General features: G+C 68.7%; 14 protein-coding genes. 9 read left to right on the top strand and 5 right to left on the bottom strand.

All coding sequences use genetic code 11. The features are described from left to right. Nucleotides 1-107: 107 nt before the first annotated feature. Nucleotides 108-2,627 (top strand): SpoIIE family protein phosphatase, encoded by a 2,520-nt coding sequence (locus tag U9R90_RS11770; protein ID WP_411057715.1) that lies wholly within the window; start codon nt 108-110, stop codon nt 2,625-2,627. Between the two features lie 39 nt (nt 2,628-2,666). Here the strand turns inward: U9R90_RS11770 and U9R90_RS11765 are convergent, their stop codons facing one another. The 5 genes from U9R90_RS11765 to U9R90_RS11745 all read right to left on the bottom strand — a co-directional run bounded on the left by U9R90_RS11765 (nt 2,667) and on the right by U9R90_RS11745 (nt 8,227). Then, nucleotides 2,667-4,163 (bottom strand): TPM domain-containing protein, encoded by a 1,497-nt coding sequence (locus U9R90_RS11765; RefSeq protein ID WP_411056374.1) that lies wholly within the window; start codon nt 4,161-4,163, stop codon nt 2,667-2,669. Nucleotides 4,164-4,214: 51 nt separating this feature from the next. Beyond that, nucleotides 4,215-5,036, bottom strand: coding sequence for a succinate dehydrogenase/fumarate reductase iron-sulfur subunit (locus tag U9R90_RS11760; protein WP_411056373.1), 822 nt, complete (start codon nt 5,034-5,036; stop codon nt 4,215-4,217). Next, nucleotides 5,033-6,976 carry a fumarate reductase/succinate dehydrogenase flavoprotein subunit gene (locus tag U9R90_RS11755; RefSeq protein WP_411056372.1) on the bottom strand — a complete coding sequence of 648 codons (1,944 nt, stop codon included), beginning with the start codon at nt 6,974-6,976 and terminating at the stop codon, nt 5,033-5,035. Before U9R90_RS11755 ends, U9R90_RS11760 begins: the two co-directional genes overlap by 4 nt. 18 nt (nt 6,977-6,994) lie before the next feature. After that, the gene (locus U9R90_RS11750) at nt 6,995-7,828 is read right to left on the bottom strand and encodes a hypothetical protein (RefSeq protein ID WP_411056371.1); all 834 of its coding nucleotides are present in this window, start codon (nt 7,826-7,828) and stop codon (nt 6,995-6,997) included. A gap of 84 nt (nt 7,829-7,912) precedes the next feature. Next, complete coding sequence (locus U9R90_RS11745; RefSeq protein WP_411056370.1) at nt 7,913-8,227, bottom strand: hypothetical protein; 315 nt, start codon at nt 8,225-8,227, stop codon at nt 7,913-7,915. Between the two features lie 327 nt (nt 8,228-8,554). On the opposite strand from U9R90_RS11745, the gene U9R90_RS11740 reads away from it, so the two are divergent. The 8 genes from U9R90_RS11740 (at nt 8,555) to U9R90_RS11705 (ending at nt 21,535) form a co-directional block, all read left to right on the top strand. Then, entirely contained in the window at nt 8,555-10,828 is a 2,274-nt protein-coding gene (locus U9R90_RS11740) for an ABC transporter family substrate-binding protein (protein WP_411056369.1), read from the top strand. A 264-nt stretch (nt 10,829-11,092) separates the two neighbouring features. Continuing rightward, nucleotides 11,093-12,250 carry an RNA-guided endonuclease InsQ/TnpB family protein gene (locus tag U9R90_RS11735; protein WP_411056368.1) on the top strand — a complete coding sequence of 386 codons (1,158 nt, stop codon included), beginning with the start codon at nt 11,093-11,095 and terminating at the stop codon, nt 12,248-12,250. Between the two features lie 335 nt (nt 12,251-12,585). Next, nucleotides 12,586-14,460, top strand: coding sequence for a translational GTPase TypA (gene typA, locus U9R90_RS11730; protein ID WP_411056367.1), 1,875 nt, complete (start codon nt 12,586-12,588; stop codon nt 14,458-14,460). Nucleotides 14,461-15,291: 831 nt separating this feature from the next. Further along, nucleotides 15,292-16,329 (top strand): ABC transporter permease, encoded by a 1,038-nt coding sequence (locus U9R90_RS11725; RefSeq protein ID WP_411056366.1) that lies wholly within the window; start codon nt 15,292-15,294, stop codon nt 16,327-16,329. A gap of 98 nt (nt 16,330-16,427) precedes the next feature. Further along, the gene (locus tag U9R90_RS11720) at nt 16,428-18,233 is read left to right on the top strand and encodes an ABC transporter substrate-binding protein (protein WP_411056365.1); all 1,806 of its coding nucleotides are present in this window, start codon (nt 16,428-16,430) and stop codon (nt 18,231-18,233) included. Between the two features lie 107 nt (nt 18,234-18,340). Next, the gene (locus tag U9R90_RS11715; RefSeq protein WP_411056364.1) at nt 18,341-19,318 is read left to right on the top strand and encodes an ABC transporter permease; all 978 of its coding nucleotides are present in this window, start codon (nt 18,341-18,343) and stop codon (nt 19,316-19,318) included. Nucleotides 19,319-19,328: 10 nt separating this feature from the next. Next, on the top strand, nt 19,329-20,390 hold the full coding sequence (locus tag U9R90_RS11710; protein ID WP_411056363.1) for an ABC transporter ATP-binding protein: 1,062 nt from the start codon (nt 19,329-19,331) through the stop codon (nt 20,388-20,390). 14 nt (nt 20,391-20,404) lie between these two features. Beyond that, the gene (locus tag U9R90_RS11705; protein ID WP_411056362.1) at nt 20,405-21,535 is read left to right on the top strand and encodes an ABC transporter ATP-binding protein; all 1,131 of its coding nucleotides are present in this window, start codon (nt 20,405-20,407) and stop codon (nt 21,533-21,535) included. Nucleotides 21,536-21,639: the final 104 nt, after the last annotated feature.

Here is a 21,639-nt window from a genome sequence, read left to right as displayed (position 1 = left end):
TTCCCGGGGGGTGACCCCCGGACCCCAGCCTGAGTGAAGCGGAAGGCGGGCGCGTGAGCGAGATACCGGCCGGGTCGTCGGCACCCGGGGAGTCGCCGGGCGACATCATGTGGCAGAGCAGCCCGCCCGGCTCGATCTACGACTACATCAAGGTCGCCTCCTTCTCACTCAGTGCCGACGGGCTGATAGACCAGTGGTCGCTGCGCGCGGAGCAGCTGTTCGGGGTGCGTGCGCAGGATGCCGTGGGCAAGGATCCGATCGAGGCGTTCGTCCCGGCTGAGCTGCGCGATCTCGGACACCGCAAGGTCGCCGAGATACTCGACGGCAAGGAGTGGACCGGCGTCGTCCCCTTCCGGCTGGCCGCCGACGGCAGCCTGGACGGGGTCGCCGAGGTCTATGTGATGCCGACCGAGACCGAGCGCGGCGAGCGGGCGGCCGTGTGCATCGTCGTCGACGTCCGGGCTCTGCGTCGCATCGAGACCGACCTTGCCGCTTCGCAGGCGATTTTTGGTCAATCTCCGTTCGGATTTCTTCTTTTTGGTACGGACCTCAAGGTGCAGCGCGCCAACCGGCGCTTCGCCGCCGTCTTCGGCGGCGTGGCCGACGACCACCGCGGCCGTACCGTCCACGACTACCTGCCGCGCCAGGAGGCCGACCGGATGGCCGCGGCCCTGCAACGGGTCCTCGCCACCGGCGAGGCCGTCACCGAGATGCAGATCGTCGGCCCGGCCCCCGGCTCCACCGAACGCCGCCACTGGTCGATCAACCTCTACCGCGTCCACAGCGGCAGCGGCCACCCGGTCGGCGTCGCCGGACTCGGCATCGACGTCACCCGGCGCCAGGCCGCCGCCCGCGAGGCCGCCCACGCCCGCCGCAACCTGGCCCTGCTCAACGAGGCCGGCTCCCGGATCGGCAACTCCCTCGACCTGGAGACCACCGCCCGCCAACTCCTCGACGTGGCCGTCCCGGTCTTCTGCGACCTGGCATCGGTCGACCTCTACCAGGGCCTCCTCGACGGCGACGAGGCCCCGCCGGGACTGGTCGACGGCAGCGCCGAACTCCGCAGAGTCGCCTTCTCCAGCGCCGTCTCCGACGCACCGCTGGACGAGGAAGACCCGGTCGCCGTCGGCGCCGTACACCGCTACGCCTTCAACTCCCCCTGCGCCAGGGCGCTGCGCACCGCCCGTCCGGTCACCATCCCCGGCGACGAAGGCAGCCTGGTCCGCTCGACCCTCGCGGTGCCGATGGTCGCCCACGACACCGTCGTCGGCCTGGTCCGCTTCTCCCGCGCCAAGGGCAGCGAGCCCTTCGGCGAACGCGACCGCTCACTCGCCGTCGAGCTCGCCGCCCGCGCCGCCGTCTGCATCGACAACGCCCGCCTCTACCGCCGCGAGCACGAGCGGGCCCTCATCCTGCAGCGCTCCCTGCTGCCACCGGGCGACCCGGAGGCCGCGGGCCTGGACATCGCCTGCCGCTATCTGCCGGGCAACGCCGCCACCGAGGTCGGCGGCGACTGGTTCGACGTCATCGAGCTGCCAGGACACCGGACGGCCCTGGTGGTCGGCGACGTCATGGGCCGCGGGCTGCGGGCCGCCGTCGCCATGGGCGAACTCCGCACCGCCGTACGCACCTTGGCGCTGCTCGACCTGGAACCCGCCGAGGTGCTGTCCGCCCTGGACGAGGTCGCGCGCGGCCTCGGCACACCCTGGGGCACCGGGGCCCAGCGCGGCGACGCGGGCGGCGCGTCGGGCGGCACCCAGCAGGCGACCCGCGCCGCCCGCCAGCCCCGCGACGCCGACCCCTCCGAGGTGTACCTCGCGACCTGCGTGTACGCGGTCTACGACCCGGTCACCCGGCGCTGCACCTTCGCCAACGCCGGCCACCTGCCGCCCGTCCTGGTCGAGCCGGACGAGTCCGCGCTGCTGCTCGACGTACCGCCGGGCATGCCGCTCGGCGTGGGCGGCGAACCCTTCGAAGAGGTCGAGGTGGAACTCCCCGAAGAGGCGCTCCTCGCGCTCTACACCGACGGCCTGGTCGAGTCCCGCGACCACCCGCTCGACGAGGGCCTGGACGCCTTCCGCGCCGCCCTCACCCTCCCCGCGCGTCCCCTGGAGGACGTCTGCGACCACGTACTGGGCACCCTCGACACCCGGCATGGCGAGGACGACATCGCCCTGCTCATGGCCCGCGTACGAGGACTGCCCGCCGACGCCGTCGGCGACTGGACACTGCCGCGCGAGCCGCGCTCGGTGGGCCGGGCCCGCGAGTACACCCGCACCCAGCTGACCTCCTGGGACCTCGACCCCCTGGTCGACACCACCGAGCTGCTGGTCAGCGAGCTGGTCACCAACGCACTGCGCTACGGCGAGGGCGACATCCGACTCCGGCTGCTGCTCGACCGCACCCTGGTGTGCGAGGTCTGGGACGCGGGCCTGGTCCAGCCCCGCCGCCGCCGCGCCCGCGACACCGACGAGGGCGGCCGCGGGCTGCAACTCGTCGGCCTGCTCAGCGCGGCCTGGGGCTCGCGGCGCACCCCGCGCGGCAAGACGGTCTGGTTCGAACTACCTCTGCCGGACGGCGGCAGCACGGCGGAACCCTCGGTGGACGCGCTGCTCAGCATGTTCTGAGAGCCTGTTCGGAAACAGGCTCTCGAGAGGGAAGCCGGGTCAGGACCTGCCGTCGCCGCCCCTGCGGGCGCGGGTCTCCCGGCCGCCGAAGCTGCCGGGCGCGCCGCCGCCCTCGCCGCCGAGGAGGATGCCGCCGAGCACCGCGCTGGCGCCGTCCCCGTCGCCCGATGAGCGGCTCTCGTACGAGTCCACATCGCCCGCCGCCAGCTGCTGCGCCTGCCGGGCCAGGGCGCCCGCCTGCTGTGCCTCGGCCAGTGCGCCCGAGGTGTCGGACGCGGCCAGTGCGGCGGCCCGGTCGAGGTGCCGCAGGGCCTCGGCGAGCCGGGTCCTGGCCCGGCCGCCGACCGCGCCGCGGTGCGTGGTCACATAGTCCGCCGCCGCGCCGACACCGCTGCGCGAGGTGAGTATCGCCTGGTCGAGGAGGGCCAGTGCGCGCCGGTCCGCGTCCGCCTTCTCACGCGTCCCGGCGAGCGCCTCTTCGAGCGCCGCGTCGGCCTCCTCGATCCGCCGCAGCGCGTCGATCGGGTCGTGCCGCCCCGTGGCCAGCGTCTCGCGTACCTCGCCGACGACCGTCTCGGCGCGGGCGATCCGCCCCCGTAGATCGGAGGTGGAGGTACCCGCGACCGGGCCCTCAAGCATCCCGCGGGCGTCACCGAGGTCCGCCTCGGTCTCGGTCAGCGCGCCGGGCAGCCGGCCGGTCGCCGCCGCCAGCTCCTGGGCCAGCCGGTCCACCGAGTCGACCAGCGTGCCCGCCTGGTCCACGGCGCCTTCTACGGCGCGCAGCCGCACGGTGGCCGTGCCGCTGTCACCCGCGTCCAGCGCCTGCCGGGCCTCGCCCAGCCGTGCCAGGGTGAACAGCAGCCGCTCCTTGGCCTCCTCGACCCTCCCGGCCACGGGCGCGACCGCGGAGTCCGCGTACCGGGCGGCCAGCGCGGCGAACGTGGCCTCCGCCGTGCCCGTACGCCCTTCCACCTCGCGGAACACGCGCTCGGCGTGGTCCAGCGCGTCCGGTGCGTTCTGCTCCAGGGCCCGCAGCCGGTCGAAGTCCGCGGACTCGGCGTCCAGGCGGGCGCCCGCCTGGGCGCAGCGCGCGACGATCTCCTTGAGTATCCGCCGCTGCGTGGCCTCGCCCGTTGGGACGGACTCATCCAGCTGCTGCCGCACCCGGAAGGCCACGGCCAGCTCCGTCCTGGCGTACTCCAGCGCGTGGGTGAACGGCTTGACGGCCTCGTCCCCGAACTGCGCCACGGCGAACCCGAGTTCCTCGGTGCTGGTGCGGACCGCGTCGTCGGTCTCCACCAGCAGCCGCGAGGCCTCCGCGTCGAGCTCATCCAGCGGGGCCGGAGGCGGCGGGCTCTGTCTCCCGCCGCCGGGTGTGGTGCGCGTGGCGGCCCGCCTCTTCCGCTTGGCGTACGCGTACGCCGCTAGGGCGGCCGCGCAGCCCACCGCGATGACGGGGAGCACGACGTCGCCGCCGAGCTCCTCGTCCTGCGCCTGGGCGGCGATGATCGCCCAGGTGGCTATGGTTGGCGTCACATTCGTGAGCGTATGACCGGATGTGTGCGGTCGCGACCGGGGAAGAACCCCCTACGCCCCCCGCCGCCGGATCTTGTTCCCCAGCCACACCAACGGGTCGTACTTCCGGTCGACCGCCCGCTCCTTCAACGGGATCAGCGCGTTGTCGGTGATCCGAATGCCCTCGGGGCACACCTCGGTGCAGCACTTGGTGATGTTGCAGTACCCGAGGCCGTGCACATCCTGCGCCGTGGACTTCCGGTCCAGACCCGCCTCCTCCGCCGCATCCAGCGGATGCATGTCCAGCTCCGCCACCCGCATCAGGAAGCGAGGCCCCGCGAACGCCGCCTTGTTCTCCTCGTGGTCGCGCACCACGTGACACGTGTCCTGGCACAGGAAGCACTCGATGCACTTGCGGAACTCCTGCGACCGGTCCACATCCTCCTGCTGCATCCGGTACTCACCAGGCCCGACCCCTTCGGGCGGCACGAACGACGGCACCTCCCGCGCCTTGGCGTAGTTGAAGGACACGTCCGTCACCAGGTCCCGTACGACCGGGAACGCCCGCAGCGGAGTCACCGTGATCGTCTCGTCCCGCGAGAAGACCGACATCCGGGTCATACACAGCAGCCGCGGCCGCCCGTTGATCTCGGCGCTGCACGACCCGCACTTGCCCGCCTTGCAGTTCCAGCGGACCGCGAGATCGGGGGCCTGGGTCGCCTGCAGCCGGTGGATGATGTCGAGCACCACCTCGCCCTCGTGGACCTCGACCTTGAAGTCCTCGAGCCCACCGCCCTGGGTGTCGCCGCGCCAGACCTTGAACGCCGCCTCGTACGAGGTCGACGAGGCCGACGGGGTCGACGAGCTCGACGGGTTCGATTCGGCCGTGGTCATTCGTAAAGCTCCTCTTCGGCGAGGTACTTGACCAGCTCCTCCTTCTCGAAGAGGGCGAGCAGGTCGGGACGGATGGGCTCGGTCTGCTCCCGGGTGAGCCTGATCTGGCCGCGTACCGGATCGGCCGCCGCCAGATCACCGCCGGGGTCGGCCAGGTGGCACAGCAGATTGGCCCGGCGCCAGCCGCGGTCCATCGCCGGGAAGTCGTCGCGGGTATGGCCGCCGCGGCTCTCGGTCCGCTCCAGGGCCGCCCGCGCCACGCACTCGCTGACCAGCAGCATGTTCCGCAGGTCGAGGGCGAGGTGCCAGCCGGGGTTGAACTGGCGGTGCCCCTCGACCCCGGCCCGCCGCGCCCGCGCCCTGAGGTCGCCGAGCTTCTGCAGCGCCTGCGTCATCTCGGACTCGTGGCGGATGATGCCGACCAGGTCGTTCATGGTCTGCTGGAGCTCCTGATGCAGGGTGTACGGGTTCTCCGGCGGCCTGCCCTCGGCGCCCCCGGGCGTGGGCCCCTCGGCGGAGAACGGCCGCAGCGCCTCGGCCGCCGCCGCGTCGACCTGCGCCTCGTCCACCGGAGTCCGGGTCTCGTGCCCGGCCGCGTACTCGGCCGCGTGCAGCCCCGCGCGCCGCCCGAAGACCAGCAGGTCGGACAGGGAGTTGCCGCCGAGCCGGTTAGAGCCGTGCATCCCGCCCGCCACCTCGCCCGCCGCGTAGAGTCCTGGCACGCCGACGGTGGCCGCGGTGTCGGAGTCGACCGCGACGCCGCCCATCACGTAGTGGCAGGTCGGCCCGACCTCCATCGCCTCGGCCGTGATGTCCACATCCGCCAGCTCCTTGAACTGGTGGTACATCGAGGGGAGTCGGCGCCGGATGACGTCGGCGGGCATCCGGGTCGACACATCGAGGAACACCCCGCCGTGCGGGGAGCCACGGCCCGCCTTGACCTCGGAGTTGATGGCGCGGGCCACCTCGTCGCGGGGGAGCAGCTCGGGGGGACGCCGGTTGCGGTCCGGGTCCTCGTACCAGCGGTCGCCCTCCTCCTCGGACTGGGCGTACTTCTCCTTGAAGACGTCCGGTACGTAGTCGAACATGAACCGCTTGCCCTCGGAGTTGCGCAGCACCCCGCCGTCGCCGCGTACCGACTCGGTGACCAGCAGCCCCTTCACGGACGGGGGCCAGATCATGCCGGTCGGGTGGAACTGCACGAACTCCATGTTCAGCAGCGGGGCACCGGCGAGCAGCGCCAGCGCGTGCCCGTCGCCGGTGTACTCCCAGGAGTTGGACGTCACCTTGAACGACTTGCCGATGCCGCCGGTGGCGATGACCACCGAGGGTGCCTCAAGGACGAAGAACCGCCCCGACTCCCGGTCGTAGCAGAAGACGCCGCCGACGGAGCCGTCCTCGTGCTTCAGGATGCGGGTGACCGTGCACTCCTGGAAGATCTTCAACCGGGCTTCGTGGTCCCCGAACCGCTTCTCGTCCTCCTGCTGCAGTGACACGGTCTTCTGCTGGAGCGTACGGATCAGCTCCAGGCCCGTACGGTCCCCGACATGCGCCAGGCGCGGGTACTCGTGTCCGCCGAAGTTGCGCTGCGAGATCTTCCCGGAGCTGGTCCGGTCGAAGAGCGCGCCCCAGGTCTCCAGCTCCCACACCCGGTCCGGGGCCTCCCGCGCGTGCAGTTCGGCCATCCGCCACTGGTTGAGGAACTTGCCGCCGCGCATCGTGTCGCGGAAGTGCACCTGCCAGCTGTCGCCCTCGTTGACATTGCCCATGGCCGCCGCGATACCGCCCTCGGCCATCACCGTATGGGCCTTGCCGAACAGCGACTTGCAGATCACCGCGGTACGCGCGCCCCGCTCCCGCGCCTCGATCGCGGCCCGCAGCCCGGCGCCGCCCGCGCCCACCACGACCACGTCCCACTGCTGACGCTCCACTTGAGACATCTACGGCGCACCATCCATCTAGAAGAGTGTCGGATCGGAGAAGGCGCCGCTGGCGAGGAGATAGACGTAGAAGTCGGCGAGCGCGACGCTGATGAGCGAGGACCAGGCCAGCAGCATGTGACGGTCGTTCAGCTTGCCGACCCAGCCCCACAACCGGTACCGCACGGGGTGCTTGGAGAAGTGCTTCAGCCGGCCGCCCATGATGTGCCGGCAGGAGTGGCAGGACAGGGTGTAGAGCCAGATCAGCACGATGTTGACCAGGAAGACGAGGGTGCCGAGGCCCATATGGCCCCACTCGTAGTCCTTGTCGCGGAAGCCGAGCACGGTGTCGTACGTGAGAATCGCGGCCACCGGGAGGGCCGCGTAGAAGAAGTACCGGTGGATGTTCTGCAGCACCAGCGGGAAGCGGGTCTCACCGGAGTACTTCCGGTGCGGCTCGGCGACCGCACAGGCCGGGGGAGAGGCCCAGAACCCGCGGTAGTAGGCCTTGCGGTAGTAGTAGCAGGTCAGCCGGAAACCGAGCGGGAAGACCAGGATGAGCAGCGCCGGGGACAGGCCCCACCAGCTGCCGAACAGCGCCCAGTTGGGGCCGCCCCGCATGGGCTCGCAGTTCTCCGCCAGGCACGGCGAGTAGAACGGCGAGACGTAGGGCGCCGCGTAGTAGTCGGCGTTCGCGAAGGCCCGCCAGGTCGAGTAGACGACGAAGGCGAGCAGTCCGGCGGCGGTCGCAGCGGGCGCCAGCCACCAGCGGTCGGTACGCAGATGAGGGGCGGCGATGGCGGCGCGCGCGGCGCCGCGTACCCCGCCCTGGCGATGGCCGGTATCGGCCTGGGGATCGGTACTGGTAGCCAACGCATTCTCCCGTGGGGAACCTGGTTCTCCAGTCGGTCAGAGGTGCCGGTCCGAGGTGTCGGGTAGAGGGGTCTGAGGGGTCGGTCAGGGGGCGTGGTGATCGCGGGCGCCCAGGCCCTCGTCGTCGAGATCGTCGAGTCCTGCCCACATGGCACGGTCGTACGGTTCGTCGGAGATCGTGACCATTTCCTGGGGCTTCGGCGGCTCTGACGCCTTGGCACCCTGGGTGGCGGAGGTGGCCGCGCGCAGCAGCGCCACACTCTCGCGCAGATGGTCGGTGTCGGTGCGGACTCGGCGGATGTCCAGGCCCGCGCCGACCTGCTTCTCCAGCCTCGCGACGGAGCGCACCAGGTCGTCCAGGCTGCGCTGAACCGCCGTCAAATCATCCTGCAGGGACATGATTTGCCCTACCTTCCGCAGTTGCGGTGGCGATGACATGCGCCTGCGAGTGTTGCGCGTCACATCCACCGTTGTGAAGGGATCTGCGCGGATTACCGCCTCCGGAGCTACATGCGCGCTCTTGTGTACGGGTCGGGACTGTGATTGGGCCGCATGGGTGGGGTTCTTTGCTTCTGCCGACGTGTCGCCGCCCCGCGTGGGTCCCGGTCACCTTCAGTGGAGCGATAGGTGTGATCAACCCCTTATACCGTCACAGATACCACGATAACGCACCAACCCGGCCCGTACCGGTAGTGGGCGGCCGGGCCAGCCCCGGAGGTACCACCCATGTCCCACGACGGCGTCAGACTCCGCCCCGCGCTCAGGGCGGCCGCGTTCCTCACGACGGGCGCGCTCGCCCTGCCCGCCCTCACCGGCTGCAGCTCGGGCGACGAGTCCGACGCCACCCTCGTGGCCCAGGACATCGCGCCGGCCGCGCGGGACCAGGTGGCCGACGGCGGCAAGCTGGCCTGGGCGGTCGACGCGATGCCCGAGACCCTCAACGCCTTCCAAGCGGACGCCGATTCGGCTACCGCGCACATCGCGGGCGCCGTACTGCCCTCCATGTACACGATCGACGCCAACGGCCAGGCCCAGCGCAACGCCGACTACCTGGAGAAGGCCGAGGTCGTCGAGCGCGAGCCCAAGCAGGTCGTGCTCTACCAGCTCAACCAGCAGGCGGTCTGGAGCGACGGCAGGGAGATCGGCGCCGCCGACTTCGCCGCCCAGTGGCGCGCCCTGTCCGGCAAGGACAGCGCGTACTGGACCGCGCGTAACGCTGGATACGACCGGATCGAGAAGATCGAGCGCGGCGCCAACGACCTGGAGGTCCGGGTCACCTTCCGCAAGCCGTACGCGGACTGGCGCGCGCTGTTCACGCCGCTGTACCCCAAGGACGTGATGGGGAAGCCGGACGCCTTCAACGACGGGGCCCGCCGCAAGCTGAAGAACACCGCGGGCCCCTTCCAGATCGAGAAGCTGGACCGCAAGAAGGGTGAGACCACCCTCGTCCGCAACCCGCGCTGGTGGGGCAGCCCCGCCAAGCTGGAGAAGCTGGTCTTCACCGCCGTACCGCCCGAGAAGCGGGCCGCCGCGCTCGCCTCTGGCAAGGTCGACCTGGCCGACATCGGCACCGGCGTGGCCGAGCGGATCGCCCTGGCGGTACGGGACGCGGGCCGCAAGGGCCCCCTCGCCCACGGCCCCGGCTCCGACATCACCCCGGCCCAGGCCCTGCGCTCCTGGGCCATCGCCAACGGCGCGGGCTCCGAGGACGACGACGAGGCCGACGAGAAGGCCGAGGCCGAGCGCGAGGCCCGGAAGAAGAACCAGGCCGCGATCAAGCGGTACGCCGACGAGCAGCGCGCCCTGGGCGGCTTCAAGGTCCGCAAGTCCCTGGAACCGGCCTATACGCAACTGGCGCTGAACGGCGCCGACGGACCACTCGCCGACGAGCGGGTGCGCCGCGCGGTGGCCCGCGCCATCGACCGCACCGAGCTCGCCGAGACCGTACTAGGGCCGCTCGGTCTGCCCGCGGAGCCGGTCGGCAGCCATCTCGCACTGGCGGGCCAGCAGGCGTACGCCGACAACAGCGGGGCGCTCGGCGAACAGGACACCGCGGAGGCCAGGGCGCTGCTGGCCGACGCGGGCTGGTCGCAGGGCGGCACGGCCAAGGACGGCACGGCGGGCAGCAAGAAGGGCGCCGAGGACGAGGGCCAGAAGAAGGGGGAGAAGGGGGAGAAGGGGGAGGTCGAGAAGGACGCCGAGAAGAAGGCCGATAAGGACGCCGAGAAGAAGACCGATAAGGACGCCGAGAAGGACAAGGACGACGACGGCCGGTACATCGTCGGCCAGGAGGACGGCAAGCCCAGAAGCGAGGAGCCCGAGGGCGCCAAGGAGAAGCAGCAGGCGCAGCTGGGCGGCGCCCCCGGCGCGTACGCCCCCAAGGGCACCGCGGCCCCGAGCGCGGCCGGCGGCCCGCTCGCCAAGGACGGCAAGCCGCTGACCCTGCGCTTCGTGCTCCCCTCCGGACCCGGCTCGGAGACGCTGCGTAGCGTCGGCGCGAAGGTGTCGAAGATGCTGGAGCGCATCGGCATCCGCACCGAGACGGCCAAGGTCAAGGACGCCAGCTACTTCAAGGACCACATCGCCTCCGGCGAGTACGACCTGGCCCTGTACTCCTGGCCCGCCTCCGCGTTCCCGGCCACCGACGCCCGCCCGATCTTCGCCAAGCCGCAGCCCGCGGCAGACGGCTCCCTCAACGTCGAGCAGAACTACACGCGGGTCGGCACCGACCACATCGACCAGCTCTTCGAGCAGGCGATCAGCGAACTGGACGAGGGCACGGCCCAGGACCTGGTCAAGCAGGCCGACGCCCGGATCTGGGCGGCGGCAGGATCGATCCCGCTCTACCAGCGCCCCCAGCTGGTCGCGGCCAAGCCCCGCCTGGCCAACGCGGGCGCCTTCGGCTTCGAGTCGCCCCGCTACCAGGACATCGGCTTCCTGAAGCCGCAGGCGGGGCCCGCCAAGGGCGGCGAAGAGGGAGAGAAGTCCGGAAAGAGCTGAGAAGGACTGGGCTGGAAGATCCCTTAGCCCAGAGTTGACCGGTGACTGGCGAAGACGCCCCGGCGTTTACGCCGGGAGGAGTCGACTCCCGTCCCCGTAACGCGGGGTTTCGTCGGCAATCCGCGTTGGACGGGCACGGAGTGCCCCTCGTCGCTACCCGGCGGAGCCGGGCGGTGCGTACGCGTGTTCCCCGGTTCGCTGGTTCGCGTGCGCATGTGCGCAATCCGTGCACCTGTGTGTGATCTGGTCCTATCGTCGGGTCTTGTGAAGCTGGTGGTGCGGGTGAAGTTGCTGCCGTCGCAGGAACAGGCGGCGGACCTCGATGCGACCCTGGACGCCTGCAACCGCGCCGCCGAGCGGGTCGCCGCAGTAGCGTTCGAGACGGGTGTGAAGGACCGTAACGGTCTGCAGAAGCTGGTGTACGCCGACATCAAGACGACGTTCGGCCTGTCGGCGCAGCCCGCGGTGCGGGTGGTGAAGAAGGTCACCGACGCCTACGCCTCGTTGAAGGCGCAGGCCAAGGCCGGATTGCTCGGCAAGTCGTCCTCGCAGCGGTACCGCAGGGCGATGAACAGCGCCGTCTCGTTCCGGGCGGGGGCGGCGCAGCCGTTCGACGACCGGTGTCTGTCCTGGCAGTTCGATGCCCGGACGGTATCGATCTGGACGGTCGCGGGCCGGATGAGGAACCTTCCCTACACCGGGTCCGCCGACCAGCTGAAGACGCTGGAGGCCTACCGCAAGGGCGAGAGCGACCTGGTGCGGCGCAGGGGCGCGTGGTACCTCATCGCGACCTGCGACATCCCCGACCCCGAGACGTACGAGCCAGCGGACTTCCTCGGCGTCGACCGCGGCATCGTCAACCTGGCCACCACTTCCGATGGCACCAATTACCAGGGCCGCCGCCTTGGCCGCTACCGACGGTGGCATGCGCACAAGCGCGCCGAGCTCCAGGCCAAGGGCACCCGCTCGGCCAAGCGGCGCCTGGCCCGCCGTTCGGGAAAGGAACAGGCACATGCCACACATGTGAACCACAAGATCAGTAAGGAGATCGTGTCCGTCGCGCAACGCACCGGTCGCGGCATCGCTGTCGAGGAACTCGACGGCATCCGTGAGCGGGTACGGCTTCGACGCGACCAGCGGAGCACGCTCTCCTCCTGGGCGTTCCATCAGCTCGGACAGCACCTGGAATACAAGGCCCGGCGGGCCGGGGTGCCGTTCCTCGTCGTGGATGCGGCCTACACCTCGCAGCGCTGCCCGCGCTGCGGTCACACCGAGCGGGCCAACCGGCCCACTCGGGATCACTTCTCCTGTCGTCGGTGCGGCCTCGCTGGGCCCGCCGACGTCGTCGCCGGGGTCAACGTGCGCAACCGCGCACGCTCGGCGTGGGCCTTCGTCAACAGGCCCGTCCCCGCCCCGGTCTGAACAAGACCGGGGGAACCCTCGGGGAGATGCGACCCGTGACCGTCCCGCCGTAGGGGACAGTCGGGAGCGCGACGAGGCGTAGACGAAACCGAGCCAACAAGCTCGGTCGTTACGGCCGAGAAGTTGACTCAAGTCTCTTGCCCGCCGGTTTGCCCGGCGGGCAAAGGCATCTCCACACCCATTGACCTGTGCTTTCCCCATCTCACAAGCCCCGCGGAGGCCACCTCCGCGAAGGCGACGTACGATGGGGTACGGCCGTGGCATGTCTGCCCGGCGAGGCCCGCGTACCGGACTGGACGCGCGGCATCCACGATTCCGGGAGAAGCGCCGCAAGTATGCCCACCCGCCACGACATTCGTAACGTCGCCATCGTCGCCCACGTCGACCACGGCAAGACCACCCTCGTCGACGGAATGCTCAAGCAGGCCGGCGCCTTCGCCGCCCACGCCGCTGAGAACCTCGACGACCGGATGATGGACTCGAACGACCTGGAGCGTGAGAAGGGCATCACGATCCTCGCCAAGAACACGGCGGTGAAGTATCACCCCAAGGACGGCGGGGACCCGATCACGATCAACATCATCGACACCCCCGGCCACGCCGACTTCGGTGGCGAGGTCGAGCGCGGTCTGTCGATGGTCGACGCCGTCGTCCTGCTGGTCGACGCGTCCGAGGGCCCGCTGCCGCAGACCCGCTTTGTGCTCCGCAAGGCCCTGCAGGCCAAGCTGCCGGTCATCCTCTGCATCAACAAGACCGACCGCCCGGACTCCCGGATCGCCGAGGTCATCGACGAGACGTACGACCTCTTCCTCGACCTGGACGCCACCGAGGAGCAGATCGAGTTCCCGATCGTCTACGCCTGCGCCCGTGACGGCGTGGCCTCGCTGACCAAGCCCGAGGACGGCACCGTCCCGGCCGACAGCGACAACCTGGAGCCGTTCTTCACCACGCTCCTGGAGACCGTCCCGGCCCCCGAGTACGACGAGGCGGCGCCGCTGCAGGCCCACGTCACCAACCTCGACGCGGACAACTTCCTCGGCCGTATCGCGCTGTGCCGCGTCGAGCAGGGCGAGCTGAAGAAGGGCCAGACCGTCACCTGGATCAAGCGTGACGGTACGCAGACCAACGTCCGCATCACCGAGCTGCTGATGACCGAGGCGCTCACCCGCAAGCCGGCCGAGAAGGCGGGCCCGGGCGACATCTGCGCCATCGCGGGTATCGCGGACATCATGATCGGCGAGACCCTGGCCGACCCCGAGAACCCGATCGCGCTGCCGCTGATCACGGTCGACGAGCCCGCGATCTCCATGACCATCGGTACCAACACCTCGCCGCTGGTCGGCAAGGGCGGCAAGGGCCACAAGGTCACCGCCCGCCAGGTGAAGGACCGCCTGGACAAGGAGCTCATCGGCAACGTCTCGCTCCGCGTCCTGAACACCGAGCGTCCCGACGCCTGGGAGGTCCAGGGCCGTGGCGAGCTGGCGCTGGCCATCCTGGTCGAGCAGATGCGCCGCGAGGGCTTCGAGCTGACCGTCGGCAAGCCGGAGGTCGTCACCAAGCAGGTCGACGGCAAGACGCACGAGCCGATCGAGCGCATGACGATCGACTCGCCCGAGGAGCACCTCGGCGCCATCACCCAGCTGATGGCGACCCGCAAGGGCCGTATGGAGACCATGACCAACCACGGCTCGGGCTGGATCCGCATGGAGTGGATCGTCCCGTCCCGTGGCCTGATCGGCTTCCGTACGGAGTTCCTGACCCAGACCCGCGGCACCGGCATCGCGCACTCCATCTTCGAGGGCCACGAGCCGTGGTTCGGCGACCTGCGCACCCGCCACAACGGCTCGCTGGTCGCGGACCGCTCGGGCTCGGTGACGCCGTTCGCGATGGTCAACCTCCAGGAGCGCGGTGTCATCTTCACCGAGGCCGGCACCGAGGTCTACGAGGGCATGATCGTCGGCGAGAACTCGCGCGCCGACGACATGGACGTGAACATCACCAAGGAGAAGAAGCTCACCAACATGCGTGCGGCCTCCGCGGACACCACCGAGAACGTGGTCCCGGCCCGCAAGCTGTCGCTTGAGCAGTCCCTGGAGTTCTGCCGCGACGACGAGTGCATCGAGGTGACCCCGGAGACGGTCCGCATCCGCAAGGTCGTCCTGGACCAGAAGCAGCGCGGCCGCGCGGCCTCCAAGGCCAAGCACGGCTAGGCCTGGACCTCACCGGGTCCCGTGTGGGTTGAGAGATTTGACCCACAGTTTTGACACAGACATGGCCCGACTCCACGTCATCTCGGCGTAGAGTCGGGCCAGTTTGCGTCCGGGGGGACGCCGCGGGGAGTCATGGGGGATGCCGGGGGTGCCGCCGTCATCGGCGATGAACGATCACTCCCCATGGCTTGATCCGCAACTGGTTTTCCGTCGCGTCGCGTCCGGTAGTCGGTGTTACCTGACCGATAGGTGTGTAACGAGTCCGTTTCGCGGTCATCTATCTCGGATCGGTTTGTCCAGATTTCGGAAGAAGTAACCAGCAGGTGTGATCGAACCGAGACCAAAAGACTGTGGTCGGGCGGAAGTCGATGGCTAATAGTTGAGCGCGTAGAGCTCGGGTCAATGGGTCACGCGCCGTGGGGAGCGCCGACTCGCGAGCACTAGAGGTGCCTGCCTCGACCGTCAGGGGTGTCGGTCGGGCCAACGGCACCTTCTCTCGTAATGAACGAGTGGACTCAAGAGGAGGAAAGCCCATGTTCGGTGCCACAAGCGCTCAGTGGGCCGCGAAGTCCCCGGTGGTACGCGCGGTCGGTCTCATCCAGTGTGTCTCGGCGAACGGCGCTGCCGTACATGGCGGACTGCTCTGACGGTCCCGGCCCATCGGCCGATCTGTGACCTCAGGGCACTTCACCTCTCTCAAGGCAGCGGACCAGAATGCCCTTTCGGGTTTGGTTCCGCTCGTCCGGGTGAGCGGTGTCGTAGCTCTTGATCCTCCAACTGCCAGTCGGCGCGGGGTCGTTGGCAGCTGAACACCTGTGAAATGGACAAATGATGACGAGTCCAGTTGAGGCCGAGGACGCCCAGGCGTCCGCCGCCGTGGACGAAGAGACCGGGACGAAGGCGGACGGCAAGGAGACCAAGGGCCATACGGGCCGCTCTCCCGGCCAGCTGATGTGGGCGCGCTTCAAGCGCGACCGTACGGGCGTGGTCTGCGCCTGGGTGGTGATCGCCTACTTCGCGATCGCGCTGCTGGCACCGGTGATCTCCTGGCTCTACGGCAAGGACCCCTACACGCTCTACGCACTGGAGCCGGACTACCCGTTCCTGCTCGATGACTTCGAGATGCCGGCCGGCAGTTTCGGCGGTATGTCCGGAGAGTTCTGGTTCGGCGTCGAGCCCGTCGTGGGACGCGATGTGTTCACCATGCTGCTGTACGGCATGCGGACCTCGCTCTTCATGGCTCTCGTCATCACGGCCCTAAGCGTGGCCACCGGCGTGCTGATCGGTATGGTCAGCGGCTTCTTCGGCGGCAAGGTCGACTACTGGCTGGGCCGGGCCACCGACTTCTTCCTGGCCTTCCCGAGCCAGCTGTTCTTCATCGCCTTCATGCCCATCGTGGTCTCGCTGTTCGTCGATCCCGCGGAGGAGACTCCGACCTATATCCGGGCCGTCGCGATCGTCCTGGTGATGTGGTTCCTCGGCTGGATGGGTATGGCCCGTCTGGTGCGCAGCTCGGTACTGTCGCTGCGCGAGCGCGAGTTCGTCGAGGCCGCCAAGGTCTCGGGTGCGTCCCGGTGGCGGATCGTCCGCAAGGAGATCCTCCCGAACATCGTCACCCCGATCCTGGTGCAGGGCACCTACATGCTGCCCAGCGCCATCCTGTCCATCGCGTTCCTGTCGTTCGTCGGTGTCGGCTTCGTCGAACCGACACCCGACTGGGGCCGGATGTTCGCCATCGGCGCCAAGAACTACGAGCAGAACCCGACCTACATGTTCTTCCCGGGCATCGCCCTGTTCGTGTTCGTCCTGGCCTTCAACCTTCTCGGTGACTCGGTCCGCGACGCGTTTGACCCCAAGACCGGACGGTGACGTCCTTCTGCGGGTGGTGGCTGCCACCGCTCGCGCCGGGCAACCGGATCAGGCAGCAGTTCTCCTAAACAAATCTGACAGGTAGGTGCACGAGCATCATGAAGCTCACCCGATCGCGCTCCATGCGTGCCATAGTCGTCGCCGTCGCGGCCGGCTCACTGGCGCTCACCGGCTGCTCCAACGACAGTGGCAAGGACAACTCCAAGGACGAGTCCGCGAAGAAGGAAGACGCCGCGAAGCAGTCGAAGCCCGTCGCCTATGGCGACGCCGCTGCCTCCACCGGCCCCGCCAAGGAGGTGTCCGGAGCACAGTCCGGCGGCACCATCGGCGTCTACCTGCAGTCGGACCTGAGCCACATGGACCCGGGTCAGATCTACGTCAGCGACGCGGGTCAGTTCTCCCGGCTGACCCACCGCAAGCTGACCAACTTCCTTGAGGACAAGGACGGCAACCTGACCGTCGTCGGTGACATCGCCACCGACTCCGGCCAGTCCTCCGACGACGGCAAGACCTGGACGTTCACCCTCAAGGACGGCATCAAGGACGACGAGGGCAACGAGATCACCTCGGCCGACGTCCGCCACACCGTTGAGCGGCTGTACGCGGAGTTCATCTTCGACGGCCCGAGCTTCCTCCAGACCTGGCTCTCCGGCAAGGACTACCGCAAGGCGCTGCCGGACGGCCCGTACAAGGGCAAGCACCTGCCGGACGACGTCCTGGAGACCCCGGACGACAAGACGATCATCTTCCACTTCGACCAGCCGCGCCCCGACCTGCCGCAGGCGCTGGCGATGGCCGGATACTCCATCGTTCCCGAGAAGCGGGACACGAAGGAGAAGTACGACAAGGCCCCGGCCGCGCTGGGCCCGTACAAGATCGCTGAGCGCAAGCCCGGCAAGTCCCTGAAGATGGTGAAGAACCCCCACTGGGACCCGAAGACGGACGTGGTCCGCCACCAGTACGTGGACGGTTACGACTTCACCACCACCGTCGAGCAGGCCAGCCAGACCAAGCGTCTGGTCGCCGACCAGGGCGAGGCGAAGAACTTCATCCAGTTCACGACCTCCGTCGACCCGGCGCAGATCAAGGACGTCGTCTCCGACCCCAAGGTCAACAAGCGCACGATCAAGGGCTTCCAGCCCTACGTGTGGCAGATGAACTTCAACCTTGACAAGGACATCGTCAAGGACAAGAAGGTCCGTGACGCGATCACCTACGCCATCCCGAACAAGTCCATGATCGGGGCCGACGGTGGTAAGTACGGCGGTGAGCTGGCCGGTGGTCTGTTCGCCCCGACCCTGCCGGGCTACGACCCGAACTACGACCCGTTCGAGAAGTCGAAGACTCCGATGGGCAACATGAAGAAGGCCAAGGAGCTTCTGAAGGAGGCGGGTGTCAAGGAAGGCACCAAGATCAGCTACGCCTACGCCAACACCCCGCGCGCCCAGAAGCAGCAGCTCATCATCAAGCGCACGCTGGAGAAGCTCGGGTTCGACCCCCAGACCAAGGAGATCGACTCGGCCTCGTACTACGAGCAGATCGGCAAGGTCAAGAACCCGTACGACATCTACATCACCGGCTGGGGCCAGGACTGGCCGTCCCCGGCCACGGTCGTCACCCCGGTCTACGACGGTGAGCTGATCTCCGACGGCGCCTCGAACTACTCCCACATCAACGACCCCAAGGTCAACGAGCTCATCCAGAAGGCCCTCACCGAGGAGCCCGAGGCGGCCGCCAAGACCTGGGAGCAGGCGCACAAGCGGATCGTCGAGGAGGTCAACCCCGCCGCCCCGATCTACTACGCCAAGCAGCTGCAGCTCTTCGGCTCCAACATCGGTGGTACCCGGTACAGCACCGAGTCGAGCTACGTGAACATCAACGACCTGTACCTGAAGAAGCCGTAACGCTTAGCCACGGCTGATCCGTGGGGGTGCGCGCCAGGCGGAGCGCACCCCCACGGACCCACTTCACCCCTCACCACCGCCGCTTCCGAAGAGAGCAGCCGCCCGCCATGCTTCAGTTTCTTATCCGCAGGTTGACCGGCGCCGTCATGATCATGTTCTTGATCGGCGCGTTCACGTTCTTCCTGTTCTATACAATCCCCCAGGACTTCGCCGCCCTCTCCTGTGGCAAGAACTGCTCACCGGAGAATCTCGCGGTCATCCGCGCGAACTTCGGCCTGGACAAACCCATCACCACGCAGTTCTGGGAATTCATGGTCGGCATCGTGGCTGGCCGGGACTTCGCCGCCGGGAGCTGCCCCGCCCCGTGCCTCGGGCAGTCCTTCGCCTCGGGCGAATTCGTCTGGGACTCGATCATGGACCGGTTCCCGCTGACGCTGTCGCTGACCATCGGCGGCCTGGTCATCTTCCTGGTCCTGGGCCTTGCCTCGGGTCTGCTCGCTGCCTGGAAGCGCGGCACCGCGGTCGACAAGGGTGTCAGCGGCGCCTCGATGGTGCTGAGCTCGTTCCAGATCTACTTCCTCGGTCCGATCGTGCTGGGTCTCCTCGTCTACCAAACGGGCTGGATGGAGAACCCCAAGTACCACGAGTTCACCGAGGACCCGCTCGCCTGGGCGGTCGGCCTGCTGATCCCGTGGGCCGTGATGGCCACCATCTTCGTCGCGCAGTACACGCGTATGTCCCGCTCCACGATGATCGAGCAGCTCCAGGAGGAGCACGTCCGCACGGCGCGTGCCAAGGGCATGGGACGCAAGTACGTCTTCTTCCGTTACGCCTGGCGCGGCTCGCTCACCCCGATCGTCACTATCATCGGTATGGACCTGAGCGCGCTCCTTGGCGGCGGTGTGGTCACTGAGTTCACCTTCGACCTGGCGGGCATCGGCCGTCTCGCGGTGGAGTCGTCAGCAGCCAAGGATCTGCCGCTGACCATGGGTGTGATGATGTTCGGGGCGTTCTTCATCCTGATTCTGAACATCATCGTGGACATCTGCTACGCCTACATCGACCCGCGCGTGCGCCTCGCCTAGGAGAACGACCGTGACCACACTGACCAAGACCGAAGACACACCGGCCCCGACCGGGTCGGACGCCTTCCTCTCGGTTCGCGACCTGCGGGTGCGGTTCTCCACCGAGGACGGCATCGTCAAAGCGGTGGACGGGCTCTCCTTTGACGTCGAGCGCGGCAAGACGCTGGGCATCGTGGGCGAGTCGGGCTCCGGCAAGTCCGTCACCAACCTCACCGTCCTCGGCCTGCACAACCCCAAGACCTCCACGGTCGAGGGGGAGATCAACCTGGACGGCCAGGAGCTGACCACCGCGTCCGAGAAGGACATGGAGAAGCTGCGCGGCAACAAGGTCGCGATGATCTTCCAGGACCCGCTGACTGCGTTCTCGCCGTACTACACCATCGGCCGTCAGATCTCCGAGCCGTACATGAAGCACACCGGCGCCTCCAAGAAGGAGGCGAAGGCGCGGACCATCGAGATGCTCGACAAGGTCGGTATCCCGCAGCCCGCGATGCGCTTCAACGACTACCCGCACCAGTACTCCGGCGGTATGCGCCAGCGCGCCATGATCGCCATGGCCCTGATCTGCGACCCGGACCTGCTGATCGCCGACGAGCCGACCACGGCGCTCGACGTGACGGTCCAGGCCCAGATCCTGGACCTGCTCAAGGACCTCCAGCAGGAGTTCGGTTCGGCGATTGTGTTCATCACGCACGACCTGGGCGTCATCTCCCGCATGGCCGACGACCTGCTGGTGATGTACGCGGGCCGGGCTGTGGAGCGCGGCAGCGTCCGCGAGGTCCTGCGGGCTCCCCAGCACCCGTACACCTGGGGTCTGTTGAGCTCGATGCCGCGCCTCGGCGGTGACATCAACGAGGAGCTCATGCCGATCCCCGGCTCCCCGCCCAGCCTGCTCAACCCGCCCACCGGATGCGCCTTCAACCCGCGCTGCACCTACGTCGACACGGTCGGCGGCGGCCGGTGCACCAGCGAGCGGCCGCCGCTCGCCGACGGGCGTGCCGCCGCGTGCCACCTCACGGCGGACCAGCGGCAGGACATCTTCATCGATCAGATCAAGCCCAGGCTTGGTTAGGGAGACGCCAAGACATGAGCGACAACGTCACTCTGCCAAAGCAGGGTCACTCGGACACGCCCGCCACCACCGGTGAGGAACTCCTCACCGTCGAGGGCATGGCCATGCACTTTCCGATCTACGGTGGCTTCCCGTTCAAGCGCAAGGTCGGTGCGGTCAAGGCCGTGGACGGGGTCGACCTGACCGTCTACAAGGGCGAGGCCCTGGGCCTGGTTGGTGAGTCCGGCTGTGGCAAGTCCACCACCGGACGGCTGATCACGCGGCTCCTGGAGCCCACCGGCGGCAAGATCACCTATGCGGGCCAGGACATCACGCACGCCAAGCGCCAGGAACTCGCGCCGATCAGGTCCGAGATCCAGATGATCTTCCAGGACCCGTACTCGTCTCTGAACCCGCGGCAAACCGTCGGCACCATCATCAAGAGCCCGATGGAGGTCAACGGAATCAACCCGCCGGGTGGCCGCGAGCAGAAGGTGCGTGAGCTCCTGGAGACGGTCGGCCTCAGCCCGGAGCACTACAACCGCTTCCCGCACGAGTTCTCCGGCGGTCAGCGCCAGCGCATCGGCGTCGCGCGCGCCCTCGCCCTCGAACCCAAGCTGATCATCGCGGACGAGCCGGTCTCGGCACTCGACGTCTCGATCCAGGCCCAGGTCGTGAACCTTCTCAAGAAGGTCCAGGAAGAGATGGGCATCGCCTTCCTCTTCATCGCCCACGACCTGGCCGTCGTACGCCACTTCTCCCAGCGCGTGGCCGTGATGTACCTCGGCAAGGTGGTGGAGGTCGGCGACCGCGAGTCCATCTACACCCGCCCCCGCCACCCGTACACCCACGCCCTGCTCTCGGCCGTGCCCGAGGTGGAGATCGAGGGCGACGGCCCGCCGCGCGAGCGCATCCGCCTCGCGGGCGACGTCCCGTCCCCGATCAACCCGCCCTCCGGCTGCCACTTCCGCACCCGCTGCTGGAAGGCGCAGGACAAGTGCGCCACGGACGACCCGCCGCTGGTCCAGATCTCCGGCAACACGGAAGGCCACCTGACGGCCTGCCACTTCCCGGAGGACCCGATCGTCGAGGCCCATGGCAAGGACGTCATCCTCGACCCGGCGCTGGCGGCGCTGGAGGACGCGCACGAGTCCGACGAGGACTGAGCACCACCCCTCTCGCAGGACCGACGGCCCGGCACCCGCTCCTAGAGCTCGTCGAACGGTGGGATCACTCGGGTGATGGCGGTGGCCCCGGCGCGGCCCCTCCT

This window comes from Streptomyces sp. E11-3, from assembly GCF_046540415.1.
Classification (GTDB): Bacteria; Actinomycetota; Actinomycetes; order Streptomycetales; family Streptomycetaceae; genus Streptomyces.
This window is presented reverse-complemented; position numbering and strand designations above follow the sequence as displayed.